The organism is Mycobacterium sp. DBP42, assembly GCF_005924235.1.
Taxonomy (GTDB): Bacteria; Actinomycetota; Actinomycetes; order Mycobacteriales; family Mycobacteriaceae; genus Mycobacterium; species Mycobacterium syngnathidarum.
In genome coordinates, this window is record NZ_VCMY01000025.1 from 71,091 (window position 1) to 90,206 (window position 19,116).

Here is a 19,116-nt window from a genome sequence, read left to right on the forward strand (position 1 = left end):
TCGGGTTATGACTGCGATTGATGAATTGGGCGAGGTGCCGTCGGATTTCCGCGGCATCTTCCTTCGACCCGGTGACGCGGATTTCGACGATGCGCGACGGTTGTTCAGCGGCCGAGCCGCAGATCGGATACCTCTGGCCATCGCCCGCTGCACCGACGCGAACGACGTAGCGGCCATTGTCCGGTGGAGTGGCGGTCGCAACGGCATACCGCTGGCCGTCCGTGGCGGCGGTCACAACACGGATGGCTGCGCCGTGGCCCACGACAGACTCGTCATCGACCTCTCTCTGATGCGGGGCATCACCGTCGAGCCTGACACTCGGGTTGTGCGCGCCGAGCCCGGAGTGCTCCTGGGTGAGATCGACGCGGCGGCGCAGCAACACGGTCTGGTCGTACCGTCAGGCACCAACAGCGTCACCGGCGTCGCCGGCCTGACGCTGGGCGGCGGTGTCGGACATCTCATGAGGCGCTTCGGCGCGACCGTGGACAATCTGTTGGCATGTGAGGTCGTCACTGCCGACGGCCGCCAGGTCCGAGCGGATGCCACCAACAACCCCGACTTGTTCTGGGCGCTGCGCGGCGGCGGCGGTAACTTCGGAATCGTCACGAGTTTCGAATACCGTGCGCATCCGGTCGGACCTGACGTCGTGAGCGGGATGATCTTCTTCGGAATCGACGACGCGGCAGATGTCCTACGGCGGCTGGCGACGCTCATGGAAACCGCGCCGCGCGAACTCTCCGTTCTGGTCACGCTCACCTCCGCGCCGCCAGAGACACCGGTCGACCATGTGCTGGCGATGTTCGTCGTCTACAGCGGCGATCTCAGTCGCGCCGACGACGCCGTCTCTTCGATTGCGGCGCTTGGCAATCCGATGCTCAATGACGTGACCAAGCGAACATGGCTCGAGACGAACAGCATGATCGACGAGCTCGCACCATGGGGCACGCGGGTGGCCCAGCGCGGCGGCTACATCGCTGCCCTGTCCGACGATGTCATCGACGCGTCGGTGGACCAGCTACTGCGTGCCCCGCGTCGGCCGGACATGCGCAGTACGGGGATCAATTTCTACTGCATGAAAGGCGCCATCACCGAAGATTTCGACGCGGATTCCACCGCCTTTCCCCGTCAGGGTGCAGGCTGGCTCTGGGAGCTCATCGCCATCTTCGACTCGCCCGATTCCGATTCCGATTACGACCGCTGGGCGAACGACACGGTCGAGTCCCTGCAACCGCTGTCGCTGCCGGAGACTTATATCAACCTGACGCAGGACCGGGGTCCGGAGTGGCTGCGCAACGCCTACGGCGGCGACGTGCGGTTCCGTCGGCTCCGGGAGATCAAGTCCGTCTGGGATCCGAACAACAGGTTCCGGTTCAACAAGAACATCCCACCGGTGCACATCGTGGAACGTGTGATCGAGGCACAGTGCAACCAGTCGCCCGGTACGGATCTCTTCGCTCCGGACGCAGTGAGCTGGCATTCGTTCGACGAAGTCGAGGTTCCGATGTTGCCAACCGGGCTGCAGGCGATGCGCGCGGTCCGATCCCTCGTGCCAGATTTCGATCTGACGGACCTGCGGACCTTTCCTGTTGTCGACGGCGTGGCGTGGGCGCGATACGTCGTCGTGGGCACCCTCCCAGACGGCTCGACATTCCGCGCCCCGGCCGCGCTTGCCGTGCACGTCGGGGAATCGGGCAAGGTCACGCGGCTCGAAGAGTATGTCGACAGCGCGCAGGTCGTTGGGCTGCTGGCTGCCATGAGTTCGATGCCTTCGGACGCCGAACGGCCAGAAGCAACGACTCAGCCGGCATAGGACCGGCGGGCGGGCAGTACGTGAGGCCTGAGCAGGGAAATATCACTTCGACATGAAAGTGGCGGCGCAGCAGTGAAGTTCGAAATGCAAGGCAAGACAGCGCTGGTTACCGGGGCCAGTCGAGGTATCGGTCTGAAGACCGTACAAGCCCTCGCCGACGAGGGTTTACACGTGGTGGGTGCGGCGCGACACGTCAGTCCCGAACTCAGGGAGGTGAGTCCGGGCGCAATGGCGGTCGATCTCACCAGCGCGCACGGCCCGGAGGAACTCGTCGAGCACGCGGTGTCGGAGCTGGGAGGGCTGGACTTCGTGGTCAACAACGTCGGCGGAGGCGAGGCCGTCCAGTTCGCGGGATTCCTGGACATCGACGATGCGCAATGGCAGGCGAACCTGGACGTCAACCTGTTCACCGTAATCCGCACGAGCCGTGCCGCGTTGCCGCATCTGATCGCCCGGCGCGGGTCAATTATCAACGTGTCATCGATCAACGCCAGATTGCCCGCGCCTGGAATCGCCGCATACAACGTTGCGAAGGCCGCCGTCACTGCGCTCAGTAAGGCACTTGCTGAGGAGTTCGGGCCCCAGGGCGTTCGGGTCAACACGGTCTCTCCCGGAGTGGTCCGCACCGCACCCTGGGAGGAGCCGGGTGGTATCGGAACCACAGTCGCCGCAGCACTGGGGTTGGAGCACAGCCAGTTCCTGGACCAGCTGCCGCAGCAGTTCGGATTGACCACAGGACGGATCACCGAACCTGAAGAAGTCGCCCGCTTGATCGTGTTCCTGCTCTCGGGCTGCGCACCCAATCTGATCGGCGCCGACGTCGCGATCGACGGGGGATCGTTGAAGACCGTATAGATCCTGGCTCGGTCGTGTGGGATCCGAGTCCGCGTTCGGAACCGTCTGGGGAACAAAGCAATCCGGCGACCTGGGCCGGTCGGGCGCGGGGCCGGTTCAGGGCTGGTCGGCTGTCACCGGGTTGCGCAGCGTGCCGATCCCGTCCACCGTGATCTCGACGACGTCCCCGGCGGCGAGGTAGACCTGCGGGCTCTGCGCGTAGCCGACGCCTGCCGGCGTGCCGAGCGTCATGAGATCGCCGGCCTCGAAAGAGTGGAATCTGGTGACCCGCTCGATGACCTTGGGAATGCTCATGGCCAGGTTACCGATCAGGTCGTCCTGCATGACCTGGCCGTTGACGGTGGTGACCAGCCGGGATTTTTCGATGTCGGTCAGTTCGTCGCGGGTGGTGATACACGGACCGAGCGGTCCGAAAGTCGGGAAGCCCTTGTGCCTGACGATGCCGGCGTAGGATGCGACCCGTTCTGCCGGATCGGCTGATGTGAAGCCGCCGTTCGCATTTCGTGCGGAGACATCGTTGTAGATCGTGTATCCCGCCACATGGTCCATCGCTTCCTCGACGCTGACACGGTAGGTGGGGCGCCCGAACACCACGCAGAGTTCACCTTCGAAGTCGACCTGATCCGGTGCGAGCTCGGGCAGGACGATCGATTGGCCGGAGCCGATGACGATGTTCGGGTTCACGATGAACCCGTCGGGTTGAGGGTTGGGGACGGGCGGGACCCCCATCTCCTCGAGGTGGGAAGCGAAGATGCCACCACAGCCGAGGATGAAGGGGCGCGATCCGGTTGGCGGCAGCAATTCGACATCCGCCTCGCGGAGTACCCAGCCCTCGGCCAACCCGGCCGACGGGTCCGCGGCCAGGCTCTCCAGCCGTTCGGTCAGAGGTCGCCAGGCGTCTTCACCCAGGGCCAGCAAGGCTCTGACGCCGTCGAACTCCAGGTCGAGGCCACGCCGGACGGTGTCGAGATCGGCGACAAAGCCGCCGGGCAGTAACGCGCCCGCGCGCTGCGGGCCGCCCTCGGTGGTGCGGTAGGTGACAAGCTTCACGATGCAACTCCCCAATGAATGCCGGATCGGTGTCAGTCGAAGTAGCGCGAGGGCGCACCCTGCGGGTCGTAGTAGAGCTCCCACCAGTTCCGGTCGAGGTCGAGGAACTCAAATGCCAACCGCCCTAATGCATCCGTGTCCGGCTTCGACAGCTCGGTCACATGCGTAGCGGGCAGCCCCTTCAACGAATTGTGCGCGTCGAGCAGATCTGCCTCGGAGTCGAAGATCAGGCGGTTGCGCAGGCAGTGCTCCATGCTCGGATCGTTGGCCGCCACCGCCACGTAGCGATGATCGGTACCGAGCCCGACCATCATGGAGATCGGGGACTGCTGGAACGCGTTCAGGCCGAGCACCTCCTCGTAGAACCGGCGGGATTCCTGGAGGTTGTTGACCTCGAGCGTGCCGTGCGAGATGCGAATGCTTTGGAAGATCGAGGGTTTGGGTGGCGTGTTGTCGTCCTTGTGGTCCTCGCGGTAGGCCGAGATGCGGTCGGCAAGGATGTCGACTCCCGGTGCGAACCTCGCTCGGGTCTGTTCGGGGGTCATGTCCGGATGGTCGGTGAGATCCTCCAGGCCCTCCTCCATCGGTCCGTCGACGGCCAGGTTGCCCTCCCACCAGTTGCCGTCCCGGTCCTGCATGTAGAAGCCGAACGTGCCGTGCTGAACCATGGGCTTGGTCATCTTCTTGACGCCGTATTCGGCCTGCTCCTCCTGCAGCCTGGCGTGCTCGGCCACCAGGTCGCCGCGGGACTGGAAGCCGTTGTGCCGCAAGATCGGCATCTCGATCTCACGGTCGACCTTCTCGATCTCGTAGACGTGGTCGGTGCCCAGACGGACCACGAGCCGATCCTCGGCCAGCCGACGCACCTCCAAACCGAGGGCTTCGGTGTAGAAGGCCTCCGAGGCAGCCAGGTCACGCGATGGCAGGGTGGCACTGATCAGAGCACGGGCCTTCAGCAACGGCGACGTGACCGCCGACTGGCGGGTCAGTTTCACGGTTTCCGGTGCTTGTGCGGTCATGGCGAACTCCTTCTCAGATCGGGGATGATTGTTGGGCAGTGGCACGGTCCGGGGTGTCGAGCAGGTGGCGATACGCGCGCAATCGCTGCGGCTGGTTGAGTGCGAGGATGGCGCTCACCCGCTCGCCGCAGTGATAGGTCGCCACTGCGCAGCGGTCCTCGAACCGACCCTCGGCCAACCGCAGTTCGTCGGTGGCGGCGGGCCGGCCCGATACATGCAACTGGAGACCGTGTTGCGTGGACCAGAACGTGGTGTGTCCGGTGAAGGGCGGCGAGCCCGGGCCTTCCAGCAGTGTCCGTGCGGCGGTGTCCGCCTGGCGTACCGCGTTCTCCCAGTGTTCGATTCGCGTCGAGCCTCCGCCCCGGGAATCTTCAACGCGAGCCACGTCGCCGACGGCGACGACGGAATCGGCCCCGAGCGCGCGCAGGTTGGCTGCGCAGACGACGCCGTCGCGGACCTGCAGCCCGGAGCCTTCGAGCCAGTCGGTTCGCGGTCGGGCGCCGACTGCCACCACCACGAGATCGGCCGGTAACCGCTCTCCGGTCGACAGGTCCACGGCCTCCACCTGCGACTGTCCGGCGATGCCGGCGAGGCCGACGCCGGTGCGGACCTGCACCCCGTGTTCTCGGTGGAGTTCGGTCACCAGCCGGCCGGCCGTCTCACCGAGTACCGGCTCGAGCAGATGGTCGGCGGCCTCGACGATCGTCACGTCGAGGCCGAGTTTGCGGCAGGTGGCGGCCACCTCGCAGCCGATCAGGCCACCCCCGATCACGACGACTCTCGGGCGAGACTTCAGCTCCTGGCGAAGGACTCGCGCCTCGGAGAGCTCGCGCACGTAGTGAATGCCTGCCAGCTCGGACAAGTGCAGAACCTTGGGCGTCAGTCCGCTGGCGATCACCAGCCCGTCGTAGCCGAACTCGACGGTGTCGTCCGACCCACGTACGGTCAGTCGCTTGCCGACGGAGTCGAGTGCCGTCGCCGATGCGGCCGACCACAACTCCAGGCCGAGGTCATCGGGAATCGGCAGGGCCAAGTCCTGCGCGCTCTGTTCGTCGCTCAGGTAGGCCTTCGACAGACTGGGGCGGTAGTAGTGCGGTGCGGCTTCGGCGCTGATGACGCGGATGTGTCCGTCATATCCACGGCGGCGCAGCGCCATGGCCGTGCGGATACCCGCGACGGAGCCGCCGACGACGATGACGTCGCGGAGGCCGACCCCGTGCGGTGTGGTCACCGTTACTCGTCCTCGACGATCGTCAGCGCCGCCGCGGGACAGGCGAGCACTGCCTCCTCGGCCTGTGCGATGAGGTCTGGGCCCAGCTCGTCCACGAGAACCTCGGCGATTCCGTTGGCGTCGAGGTCGAAGAGATCCGGTGCGACCGCAAGACACATCGCGGTGCCTTGACAACGGCCGGTGTCGACCTGAATCTTCATCTCGGTACTTCCTTTTGACTCTGCCATGGACAACCCGTGGGCTGCACGGGCGGTTTCCATGCCGCCGTCCGCGGGCGCCTGTTACGGCGTGTTTTCATGGTGCTTCGACGCTAACGGTCGCGCGCGAACTTTCGCAGGGGCAGATGACTGACCTCGGCATACGTCAAATGTCCAACGTCCGGTTGTGACGATGCCGCTCGAGCACAGCGGTGCGCGGGTGTCGACGCATGATGTCGTCAGCGCGAACGGTGCCTTCGGTCTGTTCACCGGCAAGGACGGTGCCGCGTGGTCGATCCCACACAGGAAGTCTCGGTGAAACTCGGGCATCCGATCAACGTGGCGCAGGTAGGCGCCGACTACCTCGACGCCGACGGTACCTGGGCGGCCGTGGCCGAGATCGGCAACGGCGGCGCGCTGCTCGTCCGACCCGACAACCATGTCGCCTGGCGCACAGGCAATCTCGGCGAGAACCCGGAACTGGCCCTGGCTGGCGCATTGGCCTCGGTACTGAGCAAGAGTTGAGCCGCGCGGCACACCCTTTGCCGTCGCGCGGTGGTTTCACGAGTCGCAGGCCTGTCGCCTCCCTGATCCGGATACCTACGAGATCGGGCCGGTGCGATGTCGAGGGAATCATGGTGCGGGCCGCTCGAGCAGCCCGCCATCGCTGCCGATCTGGATTGTCGTCGACCCGCCCGACGGTTGCGGATCCAGTTGCAGCCGTATCGACTGGCGTTGGAGGCGTTGAGGAATCGGATTCGGTGGCGGGTCGGTCGATCTGAAACCCTCAGCAAGAGCCTACAAGTGTTGAACTTTGTGGTGGGGATTGGAAGGTCGCGACGAATGCGACGTCAGCCCGCTCGGGTACTTCGATGGCGAGGGTGATCGGTGGCGGCGTCGGGTTCACCGCCTGCCCGGCGGCCGCGGGTTGTGTTCAACGGCCTCGTGCACTGCCAGTTGTGTATCGATAATGAGTTGGCCTTCGGCGAGTGATTCTGCGGGGATGTCCCGTTCGATCGTTGGGGCCAGCGGCTTCTCTCTGATGAATGCGAGCGCGACAACTGCGAGTGCAGCCAGGGGTGTCATGAATAGAAAGATGGGCAGCATTGCCTCGTTATAGGCCTCGATGATCGGCACCTGCAGGGTATCGGGCAGGCGGCTGACCATCGCGGGAGTGAAGGCGTTCGGGTCGGTCGACCGGGCCTCGCCGGCAGGCAACTTCTCAGCGAGCAAGTCGACGAGACGCGAGGCGAAGATCGACCCGACGATGGCAGAACCAACGCTCGCGCCGACCTGCCGGAAGTAGTTCGTTGCGGCTGTCGCCGTGCCGACGACGGCGTTCGGAAACGAGTTTTGCACGATCAGGGTGAGGATCTGCATTCCCATGCCGATCCCAACGCCGAACACACCAATGTATATGCACAGCAACCAGGTAGGGCTGTCGGCGTGCAGTGTCGAAATCAGCGCGAGCCCCACACCCATCACGGCGGCGCCGATGATCGGATATCGCTTGTATCGTCCAGTCTGGGAAACTACCTGCCCACAGACGACCGACGATGCGAGCAGGCCACCCATCATCGGCATCATGAGCAACCCCGCTTCGGTGGCATCGACTCCTGACGACATCTGCAGGTACGTAGGTAGGTAGCCCACGGCGCCGAACATCGCGACGCCAAACAGCAGCGCGGCTACGGTGCTGAGCGTGAAGTCGCGCTCCTCGAATAGCGTCAGCGGTAGGATCGGTTGAGTCGCTTTGGATTCCACGACCGCAAATAGGGATGCCGCGACTACGGCAGCGATGATCAGGCTGATGATCTGCGGGGAGCGCCACTCGTATTCGGCGCCGCCCCAGGTGCAGACCAAGACAATGGCGGTTGTCGCGACCGTGAGGAGCAACGTGCCCAGATAGTCGACCCGTGGTCGCCCGATCAGGTTGGTCCTCGGCAGATGGACAAGCGCGACTGTGGCGGCGATGGCGGCGGCGCCAAGGGGAACGTTGATCCAGAAGGCCCACCGCCATCCGGGGCCTTCGGTGAACCAACCGCCCAATAGGGGACCCGCGACCGAGGCGACAGCGAAGACCGCACCCATCAGACCCACATACTTCCCGCGGTCGCGAGCCGGCACCACATCGGCGATTGCAGCCTGAGAAAGGACGATCAAGCCGCCGCCGCCCACACCTTGAATTACCCGGCCGACGATGAGCCATTCGATATTTGCAGCCACGGCGCCGACGACTGAGCCGACGACAAACAGTGATATCGCGGCGACCAGGACTGGTCTTCGGCCAAACAGGTCACTGATGCGACCGTAGACTGGCATCACGATCGTCGAAGCCAGGATGTAGCTCGTAACGACCCATGTCATGTGGTCCACGCCGCGCAACTCACCCACGACGGTCGGTAGCGCAGTGGACAATACCGTCTGGTTCAGTGACGCCAGCAGCATGACGACCATCGGGCTCGCAAACAGCGGGCCGATGTGATTCGGCGTGGTCTTCTGGACCGGTAACGGCTCAGCCGGCGTCAAGAAATCTCCCTCAAAGCGTTGCGGAAGACGGAGATTGCTGTCTCGACCGCGATGGAATCGGCTGACTCGAATGCGTGGGGGTCGGTCGCGTAGGCGTAGCGCAGCACCGTGCCGGCAAGCATCAGCAGGGCACGCGACGATTCTGCCGACCTGGGCTGGGAATCTGACCCCGCAAGTCGCTCACCCAATGCCGTCTCGGTCAGGGTCTCGGCGGCCGCTACGTGTTGCGCCATCCGCTCACGAAGCTGTGGGTATCGGTCGATCAGCCCCCGCCGCTCCTCGATCACGGTCCCGGCGACGAAGGTCGAGCGCACGATCGCCACGATCAGCCGGACCGTGCGGGTGAATTGATCTGCGTGGCGGCCGTCGGCAAATTCGGACAGCGCCTGGTCGGATGCCGTCGGTGGCGTCGCCCCGAGCACGGCGTCTTCCTTGGAGGCGTAGTAGTTGAAGAAGGTTCGGCGTGACACACCCGCACGGTCAGCGATCAGATCGATCGTGGCATCGGAAAACCCCACGTGCCCCACCAACAAGACGGCCGCCTCGTGCAGATCCACCAGCACCTGTTGGCGATGCCGTGCGCGCAGTCCGCCGCTGGTCGAACCCACAAGGGCAAACATTACACCAGTGCAACTTTGCACGAGTGCAACTCGCCCGCGTCGTCGCCCCGACCGAGTGCACCCGTGACCATCGAGGCGGGTGCTGTCGACCTCTACGTCTTCGGTAGCGACCGCGGATGGGTCGAACGATTACCGATCACGGGAGCACGGCCTCGGATGCCCCGGTACCTGACGACAAGCTCGCGGTCTCGTGAAACGGCCAGGTCGAGGTTTCGTCACTCTGATACCGGCCGGCGTAGACATAATGGTGCGTACCAAAGGGGCACCAAGACAGGTCGACTGATCAGCACGTGGAGTTTGTACCGTGAAGTGGCGCAGAACGCCGAAAGGCATCACCGACGCCTCGACGGAGGCACATGAGACGAGGACGGGCGATCAGCCGACGGAATCCGATGAAGGCGTGGCTGCGCAACCGGCCGAGACCGTTGAGGCCGCATCGACGGATCTAGCTGCCAGCCTGGAATCAGGCGAATCCGCGAGGGAGCCGGGGGCCGAGCATGCCTGCGGGAAAACCGACGGAGCCGAACCGACGGATTCCGAACCCAGGAAACGACCGGTCGGGTGGTGCCGTCTGGTCGCATACGGCATCCTGCCCGCACTGGCGTTCGCGCTCGTCCTGTCCGCCGGTTTCCTCAAGTGGCAGGTCAACTCCGCCGGCAACTCGGATACCGCGCGAGCCGAGTCCGTTCAAACTGCCAAGGACAGCACGATGGCGATCCTGTCCTACCAGCCAGACACGGCAGACCAACAACTCAATGCCGCGGGTGAATTACTGACTGGCACGTTTCGCGACTCGTATTCCGAGCTGGTTCGGGACGTCGTGATCCCTGGAGCCCAGCAGAAGCAGATCTCTGCGGTGGCGACCGTTCCGGCTGCGGCGTCCGTATCGGCCGACGCACATCATGCGGTCGTCCTGGTGTTTGTCAACCAGACGGTGATCATCGGACAGGGTGCGCCCACCGAAACAGCCTCAAGCGTGCGTGTCGAGTTGGACAAGGTGGACGACCGGTGGCTGATCTCCAAGTTCGACCCGATCTAGAGCCGAAGCGGCCTCGGCCCAGAACCGGTGCAGCGATCGTGAAGCCGTGGCGGCGTAACCGGGAGTAATGTCAACGGCAACTGAAAACTGACCAGCTGTCGGCAATCCAAAATTGACCAGCTTGGGGTTCATTGGTCGTCGGCCGTGACGGTGGGGACGCGGCCGAGATCTCGGTCTTTGATGCGGTAGCTGTCTCCTTTGAGTGCGATGACCTCGGCGTGGTGCACGAGACGGTCGATCATGGCTGCAGCGACGACGTCGTCACCGAAGACCTCGCCCCAGCGTCCGAAGGGCTTGTTGGAGGTGACGATGAGGCTGGCCCGCTCGTAACGCGAAGACACCAGCTGGAAGAACAGGTTGGCGGCCTCGGGCTCGAACGGGATGTAGCCCACTTCGTCGACGACGAGCAGTGGGTAGCGGGCCAGTCGGACGAGTTCGGCTTGCAGCGTGCCTCCGTGGTGAGCGCCGGCCAGGCGATCGACCCATTGCGACGCGGTGGCGAACAGGACCCGGTGCCCGGCTTGGCATGCCCGGATCGCGATACCGATTGCCAGATGCGTTTTCCCCGTTCCCGGCGGGCCGAGGAACACCACGTTGTCTTTGGCGGTGACGAAGTCCAGAGTGCCCAGATGGGAGATGAGGTCACGCTTGAGACCTCTGGCATGGTCGAAGTCGAAGTCCCCCAATGATTTCCGCGACGGGAAGCGGGCAGCTCGGATGCGTCCTTCACCGCCATGGGATTCACGGGCAGATACTTCACGCTGCAGACACGCCACCAGGAACTCCTCGTAGCTCCAGGTCTCGCTGCGGGCACGTTCGGCAAGCCGCCCCACCGCCTCGCGCAGGGTGGGCGCTTTCAAGGCCCGGGTCAAAAACGCCAGCTCGGCGGTCACGTCCCGGCTGCTGGTGGTGGCTTTGGCGGCCATCACGCCACCGGTCCATCTAGGCCCAGTGCCGTGTCGTAGTCGGCCAGCCGGCGTTGTTCGACCTCGACGTGAGCGGGCACGGTGAGGACCTCGAAGCGGTTGCGGCGCAGCAGCTTGGCAGCATCAAGGTGCTCGGGATCGCAGATCGTCTGGTGTTTGGCCCAGATCCGCCCATGGTCGGCGACCAGGGCGCCAGCGCACCAGACTCGGACCCGCTCCAGATCTGCGGTGACTTCGATGCGCCGCCCGACCGAGCCGGGATGCACCGAGTAGTCGTTGCTATCCAAGCGGATGTAGTGATCGCGCGGCAGCCGTGTCGAATTGCGCCATCCCACACTCGGCCCGACTGGCGGCAACGCCAGCATCGCCGCCTTGTCGGCGTCAATCCGGTCGGCCGGGCGGCATCCCAGCACTCGGTGTTGGCGGTGATTGGCTCGCACCAGCCAGTCGGCCAACTGGGTGTTGAAGTCCGCCGGTGAGGCGAATACCCGCCCCGGCAGGAACGCGCGTTCAAGGTAGTCGTGGAAACGTTCCACCAAGCCTTTGGCTTCAGGGTCGGCCGGTTTGCAGATCAGCACCTTGGTGGCCAGCGTGCCACGAAACGCCTGGCATGCCGCGGTCAGTTCAGGTTGTCGTGCCCGCCAGCGCCCGACCGCGCCTTCGCCGTCCCACACCAACACCCGCGGCACCGCACCCAACACTGAAAGATGCTGCCACCAACCGGCATACAGATCTTCTGCGCTGCGTGTCGGGATCAGCAGCGCGGATGCCCACCGCGAATACCCACACACCATCGTCAACACCGGCAGTGCGGTGGCGGTGCGGACCTGACCGTATCCGACCGGCACCTCGATCTCGGGAAACCAGAAGTCGCATTGGGCGATCTCGCCGGCAGCATAGGTCGTGCGTGAGGCTGGGTCCGGCGGCAGATACACCGGCCGCAACTCCCGCACCCGCTCACTGAGCGTCCGGATCGAATACGACCAATCGATCCGCTCGGCAATCACCGTCGCCGGCATTCGCGGATAGGCCGCCAACAGTTCACGAATCCTAGGCTCGACCTCGTCAACCACCGACCCCACCGGCGCACGCTCATACTTCGGCGGCCCCTGCGAAGCCAGCGCCGCCTTCACCGTGTTCCGAGAAATCCCCAACACTCGCGCGACCTCCGAGATCGGCAATCGCTCCGACCGGCGCAACCGCCGGATCTCTGCCCAGTCCTCCACGCTCAACACTCGCTTCCTCCCTTGACCGATAGCCAAGGGTCTCCAGGAAGCTGGTCAATTTTCAGTTGCCGCGCACTGGTCAGTATTCAGTTGCCGTCGACAAGTAACGGGCGACAACCCTCGTGCACACCGTCGAGAACACCGTAGGCGGTGGGGTTAGGCCATTTGACGCAAAAAAGATGGGTCAAACTGCTGTGTAACTCGGATCACACCACCGCTAGCCTTCGACATGCCGAGTGGTGGTGAGGGGCGCGAGATCGGTCTGGTCGGCGCTGTGCCTGCGGCGACCAGACACGTCCGATTGATGGCTTCTCGACAGACCAGTTCGGGCGCCCGATGGTCGGGTCTGGCCAAGCGCCGCGGGTTGGACGAGGTCGCCGCATACACCCCCGGTCCGGGGGCGACTTCGAACCCGACGACAGTGTCGACTGGACCCATGTCTACGGAATCGACAAGACCGGCGCGGTTCTCGTCCGCCCTGACGGGCACGTCTGTTTTCGCGCCGCCGAACTCAACAACGAGCATCCCTACAAGATCCTTGACAGCGCGTTTACCGGTCTCGGTTTGAGGTGACGGGAACCTTCGGCAGGCACGCGAGCATCTCAGGCGAGCTCGGGTGGGTGCTGATGGCTGTCATCCATCGAGTCCGGTGAGAGCGGTCCGGAAGGTTTTTCCCGGCCTGGTTTGCCTGAAACACCAGCGATCCCGCACCTGACGCACTCTGGCGGTGGGATATTTGGGCCGACCAGAAAGTCATGCTTGGTCTCTCGCCGAGTCGACTCGGTGGTAGCCGAGGTTCACGCGACGGCCCCACGGGGCAACCACGGTTCCTCTGCAATGCGGAGAATCATTGTGCATGAAGGAGATACCCTCTTACTGTGTGCATGGCCGGGGTGAGGGCCAATACCGTATGCCGTACCCCATAGCAAGAAGTCAGGCCCGAGTAGTTGCTCTCTTGACAGCCCAAGTAGTGATGCAGGTAACATCAGCCGCAGCAAAACTTTGACTAGCAGTCAAACGTAGGCGGGTGCGGGACGCGAGACGGGGGTGTCGTGTCTGGCAAACATATAAGCGGGAGTGTGAATGTGAGGGAGGGAGCGTTGCACCTCTTGTGGACTGAGCGAATCGAAGGGAGCCCATCGGCGGCTGCATCTGTGCAGCGATGGGCGCCGACCAACCGCACCCGATGCCAACGGCGTTCGCCGAAGCGGCTATACGTTGGACAGGGCCGCTGATGGTCGCGCCGGCAGTGCTGACGAAACCCGCGCGTGCGTTCGGCAGCTTCTTCGCGTTGTCTCTGGACATCTTGATCCAGACCGTGCGACCGCCGTTCGCTTGGCGTGAGTTCATCCTGCAGGTTTGGTTCATTGCACGGGTGTCGACCTTGCCGGCTTTACTGTTGACCATTCCGTTCAGCGTGATGGTGGCGTTGCACCTCAACGTCCTCCTGATGGATATCGGTGCCGCCGACCTCTCAGGCGCCGGCGCAGGGTGGGGTATCACCACGCAGACCGGACCGATCGTCACCGTGTTCGTGGTCGCCGGAGCTGCGGCCACCGCCGTGTGCGCGGACCTTGGCGCACGCACCATCCGTGAAGAGATCGATGCCATGCGGGTGATGGGAATCAACCCCGTCCAGGCGCTGCTCGTACCAAGGGTCGCGGCGCTCACAGTTTGCTCAACGCTCCTGAACGCGATTGTCTGCAGCGCCGGCGTGGCGAGTGCCTATTTTTTCGCGATCTACGTTCACCACGTCACCCCCGGTGCGTTCGCTGCGGGCCTCCCGCTGCTCTGTGGTCTGAAAGATGTGGTCTTCTCCTTCATCAAGGCCACGTTGTTCGGTCTGGCTGCCGGCCTGATTGCCTGCTACAAGGGCACGACGCCGAGGGGCGGTGCTCAGGGAGTGGGCAACGCGGTTAATGAGACCGTGGTGTTTGCATTCATGGCGCTCGTGTTCATCCTCTTGATCGTGGACATTCTCTTTCCCGGTGGAGTGAACAAGTGAGCGTGGGTCGGGTCGCTGCGGCCCGATGGCCGAGAATCACTCGCACACTTGGCAACTGGGCCGGTGGCTGGAACCGGGTCGGTGAGCAGTTGGTGTTCCACGCCAAGACCCTGGTCGGAATCCGCGAAGCCATCCTGCGTTACCGGATCGAATTGCTGCGTGTCCTCGCCCAAATGAGTCTCGGCGTGGGTGCACTGGCCGCGATTGGTGGTGCGCTCGTCGTCGTCACCTTTTTGGTGATGAGCACTGGCGCGGTCGTCGGCGCGACCGGACACCAGCAACTGGGCAGCGTCGGAGTAGAGGCATTGGGCGGGTTCTTCTCTGCCTACGCCAACACTCGTCTCCCGGCTCCCATCATTTCGGTGGTCGGGTTGTCGGCAACTATCGGTGCCGGTGCGACGGCGCAGCTGGGCGCGATGCGAATCAACGAGGAGGTGGATGCGCTTGAGGTGATGGGTATCCCCGCGATCACCTACCTCGCGTCAACCCGTGTGGTTGCCGGCGTGATCAGTGTGGTCCCGATCTTCTTCCTGGCCCTGACCGGTGCGTACCTTGGATCCCGCCTCGTGATGGTCAACTTCTACGGACAGTCGGCCGGCGTCTATGAGCACTACTTCACCACCTTTTTGAACCCATTGGACATGGTCTGGGCAACGCTGCAGGTGATCACTGGAGGAATCATCGTCATGCTGATTCACACCTACTACGGGTTGACGGCGTCCGGGGGGCCTGCGGGCGTCGGCGCGGCAACTGGGCGCGCGGTGCGCGCGTCACTGGTCGCGGCGGTGTTCGTGGTGATGGTGGGTTCACTGATCTTGTACGGCTCCACCGGCAATTTCCATCTCTCGGCGTAGCAGAGACAGCGAATGACACACATGGAATCCCGACGCCGTGAACGGCGCGTACACCCAGGTTGGTGGACAGCTTTGTTCGTGGTCTCCGTTGTCTCGATCATGCTGGTGACGTTCTTTGCTTTCAACCGAGATCTGCAGCGCTATGCGCGCGTGACCGTCACATCGGATCGCGCAGGTCTTGTTATGGACCCCAACGCGAAGGTCAAGTACCGCGGCGTACAGATCGGCCGAGTTTCCAGCATCACCACGGGCGACTCGGTGAAACTCGGTTTGGAGCTCTACCCCGACCAACTCCGGTACATCCCTGCCAATGTGGGCGCGCAGATTGTCGCGCCCACGCTGTTCGGTGCCAAGTACGTCGATCTGATCGATCCCAGCGATCCCAGCACCGATCGGCTGGCCAATGGAGCGGTGTTGCAGTCGCGTGAGGTGACTGTCGAAGTGAACACCGTGTTCCAAAACCTCATGGAGTTGCTGAACAAGGTCGACGTTCCCAAACTGAATGCGATCCTTTCGGCGCTGTCTGACGGCTTTCGCGGCAGGGGCGAGGCCATCGGACAGGCCACCACCGATTTCAATCAGGTTCTGCTGGCTCTCAATCCACGCAACGAGACCGTCCGGCAGGATGTACGGGCGCTCAAGGCGATCAGCGACACCTACGCGATCGCTGCGCCGGACATCTTGACTGTGCTTGATGCCGTGACCACCACGGGATCGACGATCACCGCCAACGCGAATGCGCTGGATTCGTTGCTACTCAATGTAATTGGTCTGTCCAACAGTGGCATTAACCTGCTTGGTCCCAGCAAGGACAATCTTGTTCACGCCGTCAATGTGCTCGAACCGACCACACGTCTGCTGATGAAGTACAACCCGGTGCTTACGTGCACCCTGGTTGGGGCGCAGGTTCTTCTCGACAAGTACAAGTACGGCGACGTGCTGGGCGGAGACGGACGGACGGGTGTCCTTGACGCAGCCGTCATGCTCGGTGACGACCCGTATCGGTATCCCGACAACCTGCCCGTCGTCGGAGCCAAAGGAGGTCCCGGCGGTGAGCCGAGCTGCGGATCTCTGCCCGACGTCGGTCAGAATTTCCCCCAGCGCTACCTGGTTACCGACACCGGGTGGGGCACCGGTATGGATGTGCGGCCCAATCCGGGAATCGGATTCCCGGGATGGGCGGACTACTTCCCTGTGACCCGCGGAGTACCGGAACCACCGAGCATCCGGCATGCGGGGCCGCCGGCGCCCGGACCGATTCCCTACCCGGGAGCGCCGGCCTACGGAGCGCAGCTGTATGCGCCGGACGGAACACCGTTGTGGCCAGGTCTCCCGCCGGCGCCGCCGCCGGGAGCGCCGCGCGAGGTGGGCCCGCCGCCGGCCGGCTCGGAACCGTTCACACCGGAATTTCCGGCGCAGACCCAACCGACCTATGCCTTTCAACCGCCGCCGGCCCCGTAGACGGTCGTGAACTTATTACCTAGGGAGAAAACAGGTGCAACAAACGCTTTCTGGCACGATTTGGCGGGTTGGCGCCTTCGTGCTGGTCTGCCTGGTGGCGATGGCTGCGATGTTCCTGGTATTCGCACAGCTGCGGTTTCACCCGGAAGTGACATACAAGGCGATCTTCAGCGACGCCTCGGGGATGACATCCGGCAACTTCGTCCGTATCGCGGGTGTGGAGGTGGGCAAGGTAAAAAGCCTCTCGATCCAGGACGACACAACGGTGGTTGTCGAGTTCTCGGCAGATCCGTCAGTGGTCCTCACCGAGGGCAGCAAAGCGGTTATTCGTTACCAAGACCTGATCGGCGGTCGATACCTGGCTCTCGAGGAGGGGGCGGGCGGACCTGAGCGGCTCAGCCCGGGGGACACCATCCCCCTGAGCCAGACATCTCCCGCGCTGGACCTCGACGCATTGATCGGCGGATTCCGACCACTGTTCCGCGCGCTGAACCCCGATCAGGTCAACGCGCTCACCGGCCAGTTGATATCGGCCTTCCAGGGTGAAGGGGAAACCGTGACATCGGTCCTCACCCAGATTGCGGCCCTGACCAACACCCTGGCAGATCGAGACCAGCTGATCGGTCAGGTGGTGACCAACTTGCACACCGTGCTGGGGGTGCTGGGCGATCAGAGCGACAAGTTCAACACCGCCGTGGAGTCGCTGTCTGGACTCGTCGATGGACTCGCGGCGCGCAAGGAGGACATCACGGCGGGAGTCGCCTACGCGAACGAGGCCGCCGGGACGATCGGGGATCTGCTTCGCCAGGCACGCCCTCCGCTGCAGCAGATAGTGCCGGCGACAGATCAGATTTCCAGCAGCGTGCTGGCCGATCGTGATCACTTCGACCACCTGCTCGACACATTGCCGGATTCCTACCGGGCGCTCGGCAGGCTCGGACTGTACGGGGACTTCTTCAGCTTCTACCTGTGCGATCTTGTGTTGAAAGTCAACGGTAAGGGGGGCCAACCCGTGTATGTGAAGCTGGCCAGCCAGCCTTCGGGAAGGTGCGCGCCCCGATGAAACCGTTCTCCGAACGCAATCCCGTTGTTGTAGGCACGGTCGGACTCATCACCGCCGTCGTCATCGGACTGGTCGTCTTCAATTTCGAGCGACTGCCGTTCATACACGGTGATCAGCAATACACGGCTTACTTTGCCGAGGCAGGCGGTCTGAAGCCCGGCGACGTCGTCCAGGTCTCCGGTGTCCGGGTGGGATCCGTGTCCTCCATGGAGTTGGACAGGACACAGATCGTGGTCAAGTTCAAAGTCGATCAGGACGTTCGACTCGGGGAACGCACCGAGGCGGCGATCAAGTCGAAGAGCGTGCTCGGTATCCGTTACTTGGAGGTCCGTTCCCGTGGAAACGGACGCCTGGACGGGCCGATACCGCTGGAGCGGACCACATCGCCATATCACCTGCCCGACGCTCTGGGTGATCTCACGGCGACCATCGGCGGACTCGACACCGGCCAGTTGTCGGACTCGCTGGCCGTGCTCTCGGACACGCTTTCGGGTACACCACCTGCCGTGAAGGCTGCGGTCAACGGTGTGGCACGCTTCTCTCAGACCCTCAACGAGCGGGACGAAGAGCTCCGAAATCTCCTCGGCAATGCCAGGAAAGCTACCCAAGTTCTGGCCGAGCGCAGTGACGACTTGGTCAAACTTGTACACAACGGCAATGCGCTCCTGGCTCAACTGCTGAGCCAGAGCAACGCGTTGGACCAGATCTCCCGCAACCTTTCCACGGCGGCCCAACAACTGAAGGGGTTCATCGCGGAAAACCGTCAGACGCTGAAACCTGCGTTGGAAAAGCTCAACGGTGTATTGGAGATCGTCGATAACCGTAAAGAGAAGGTGCAAGAAGGGATAAAAGGGCTCAACGCCTACATACTGTCGCTGGGTGAGTCACTCGCGTCGGGCCCATTCTTCAAGGTGTACATCGCCAATCTGCTTCCTGGCCAATTCATTCAACCGTTCATCGATGCCGCGTTCTCCGATCTCGGCCTGGACCCGGCCACCATGTCGCCCTCGGAACGCACCGACCCGCAGGTCGGCCAACCTGGCACACCGGCGTTGCCGGTGCCGTACCCCCGTACCGGGCAGGGTGGCGAACCGCATCTGACCGTTCCCGACGCGATCACCGGCAACCCCGGTGACAGGCCGTGCGGGCCACCCGGAATTCCGCTGTCCGGCCCGGGCTGCTATCCATATCGTGAACCGCCGCCGGCACCGCCGCCCGGCGGCCCCCCACC

17 protein-coding genes are annotated in these 19,116 nt (G+C 63.7%); 9 read left to right on the forward strand and 8 right to left on the reverse strand.

Annotated elements, in window-relative coordinates; translation table 11 throughout:
• The first annotated feature begins 7 nt into the window (after positions 1-7).
• Both E0T84_RS20880 and E0T84_RS20885 read left to right on the forward strand, forming a co-directional pair.
• On the forward strand, positions 8-1,810 hold the full coding sequence (locus tag E0T84_RS20880) for an FAD-binding protein (RefSeq protein ID WP_138745414.1): 1,803 nt from the start codon (positions 8-10) through the stop codon (positions 1,808-1,810).
• A gap of 84 nt (positions 1,811-1,894) precedes the next feature.
• Positions 1,895-2,665: an SDR family NAD(P)-dependent oxidoreductase gene (locus E0T84_RS20885; protein ID WP_212757724.1), complete on the forward strand. Its 771-nt coding sequence runs from the start codon at positions 1,895-1,897 to the stop codon at positions 2,663-2,665.
• A 96-nt stretch (positions 2,666-2,761) separates the two neighbouring features.
• Here the strand turns inward: E0T84_RS20885 and E0T84_RS20890 are convergent, their stop codons facing one another.
• The 4 genes from E0T84_RS20890 to E0T84_RS20905 are packed head-to-tail and all read right to left on the reverse strand — an operon-like array spanning position 2,762 to position 6,165.
• On the reverse strand, positions 2,762-3,715 hold the full coding sequence (locus E0T84_RS20890; RefSeq protein WP_138745416.1) for a fumarylacetoacetate hydrolase family protein: 954 nt from the start codon (positions 3,713-3,715) through the stop codon (positions 2,762-2,764).
• A gap of 32 nt (positions 3,716-3,747) precedes the next feature.
• Complete coding sequence (locus tag E0T84_RS20895) at positions 3,748-4,734, reverse strand: VOC family protein (protein ID WP_138745417.1); 987 nt, start codon at positions 4,732-4,734, stop codon at positions 3,748-3,750.
• Positions 4,735-4,747: 13 nt separating this feature from the next.
• Positions 4,748-5,965 (reverse strand): NAD(P)/FAD-dependent oxidoreductase, encoded by a 1,218-nt coding sequence (locus E0T84_RS20900; protein ID WP_138745418.1) that lies wholly within the window; start codon positions 5,963-5,965, stop codon positions 4,748-4,750.
• 2 nt (positions 5,966-5,967) lie between these two features.
• Positions 5,968-6,165: a ferredoxin gene (locus E0T84_RS20905; protein ID WP_138745419.1), complete on the reverse strand. Its 198-nt coding sequence runs from the start codon at positions 6,163-6,165 to the stop codon at positions 5,968-5,970.
• A gap of 285 nt (positions 6,166-6,450) precedes the next feature.
• On the opposite strand from E0T84_RS20905, the gene E0T84_RS20910 reads away from it, so the two are divergent.
• Entirely contained in the window at positions 6,451-6,687 is a 237-nt protein-coding gene (locus tag E0T84_RS20910) for a hypothetical protein (RefSeq protein ID WP_138745420.1), read from the forward strand.
• Positions 6,688-7,065: 378 nt separating this feature from the next.
• Here the strand turns inward: E0T84_RS20910 and E0T84_RS20915 are convergent, their stop codons facing one another.
• Positions 7,066-8,691, reverse strand: coding sequence for an MDR family MFS transporter (locus tag E0T84_RS20915; protein ID WP_249383699.1), 1,626 nt, complete (start codon positions 8,689-8,691; stop codon positions 7,066-7,068).
• Entirely contained in the window at positions 8,688-9,299 is a 612-nt protein-coding gene (locus E0T84_RS20920; protein ID WP_171055122.1) for a TetR/AcrR family transcriptional regulator, read from the reverse strand. Before E0T84_RS20920 ends, E0T84_RS20915 begins: the two co-directional genes overlap by 4 nt.
• Before the next feature lie 316 nt (positions 9,300-9,615).
• Here E0T84_RS20920 and E0T84_RS20925 point away from each other — a divergent pair, with 316 nt between their 5' ends.
• Positions 9,616-10,350 carry a hypothetical protein gene (locus tag E0T84_RS20925; protein ID WP_249383700.1) on the forward strand — a complete coding sequence of 245 codons (735 nt, stop codon included), beginning with the start codon at positions 9,616-9,618 and terminating at the stop codon, positions 10,348-10,350.
• Between the two features lie 128 nt (positions 10,351-10,478).
• On the opposite strand, the gene istB is transcribed toward E0T84_RS20925, so the two are convergent.
• Both istB and istA read right to left on the reverse strand, forming a co-directional pair.
• Positions 10,479-11,276, reverse strand: coding sequence for an IS21-like element helper ATPase IstB (istB, locus tag E0T84_RS20930; RefSeq protein ID WP_138745422.1), 798 nt, complete (start codon positions 11,274-11,276; stop codon positions 10,479-10,481).
• Positions 11,276-12,511 (reverse strand): IS21 family transposase, encoded by a 1,236-nt coding sequence (gene istA / locus E0T84_RS20935; RefSeq protein ID WP_138745423.1) that lies wholly within the window; start codon positions 12,509-12,511, stop codon positions 11,276-11,278. The genes istB and istA overlap by 1 nt, the downstream gene beginning before the upstream one ends.
• A 1,225-nt stretch (positions 12,512-13,736) precedes the next feature.
• Here istA and E0T84_RS20945 point away from each other — a divergent pair.
• The 5 genes from E0T84_RS20945 to E0T84_RS20965 all read left to right on the forward strand — a co-directional run.
• A complete protein-coding gene (locus E0T84_RS20945) occupies positions 13,737-14,507 on the forward strand; it encodes an ABC transporter permease (RefSeq protein WP_138745437.1) in 771 nt (256 codons plus the stop codon).
• Positions 14,504-15,361 carry an ABC transporter permease gene (locus E0T84_RS20950; protein ID WP_138745425.1) on the forward strand — a complete coding sequence of 286 codons (858 nt, stop codon included), beginning with the start codon at positions 14,504-14,506 and terminating at the stop codon, positions 15,359-15,361. The genes E0T84_RS20945 and E0T84_RS20950 overlap by 4 nt, the downstream gene beginning before the upstream one ends.
• A 21-nt stretch (positions 15,362-15,382) precedes the next feature.
• Entirely contained in the window at positions 15,383-16,822 is a 1,440-nt protein-coding gene (locus E0T84_RS20955; RefSeq protein WP_138745438.1) for an MCE family protein, read from the forward strand.
• 34 nt (positions 16,823-16,856) lie between these two features.
• Entirely contained in the window at positions 16,857-17,885 is a 1,029-nt protein-coding gene (locus E0T84_RS20960) for an MCE family protein (protein ID WP_138745426.1), read from the forward strand.
• On the forward strand, positions 17,882-19,116 hold a 1,235-nt coding region (locus E0T84_RS20965; protein ID WP_138745427.1), incomplete at its 3' end, for an MCE family protein. The genes E0T84_RS20960 and E0T84_RS20965, both read left to right, overlap by 4 nt.

Excerpts from the sequence above, each read along its gene's own strand:
- E0T84_RS20880 (WP_138745414.1), top strand. The coding sequence starts at position 8 with ATGACTGCGATTGATGAATTGGGCGAGGTGCCGTCGGATTTCCGCGGC.
- E0T84_RS20885 (WP_212757724.1), top strand. The coding sequence starts at position 1,895 with ATGCAAGGCAAGACAGCGCTGGTTACCGGGGCCAGTCGAGGTATCGGT.
- E0T84_RS20895 (WP_138745417.1), bottom strand. The coding sequence starts at position 4,734 with ATGACCGCACAAGCACCGGAAACCGTGAAACTGACCCGCCAGTCGGCG.
- E0T84_RS20905 (WP_138745419.1), bottom strand. The coding sequence starts at position 6,165 with ATGAAGATTCAGGTCGACACCGGCCGTTGTCAAGGCACCGCGATGTGT.
- istB (WP_138745422.1), bottom strand. The coding sequence starts at position 11,276 with ATGGCCGCCAAAGCCACCACCAGCAGCCGGGACGTGACCGCCGAGCTG.
- E0T84_RS20945 (WP_138745437.1), top strand. The coding sequence starts at position 13,737 with ATGGTCGCGCCGGCAGTGCTGACGAAACCCGCGCGTGCGTTCGGCAGC.
- E0T84_RS20955 (WP_138745438.1), top strand. The coding sequence starts at position 15,383 with ATGGAATCCCGACGCCGTGAACGGCGCGTACACCCAGGTTGGTGGACA.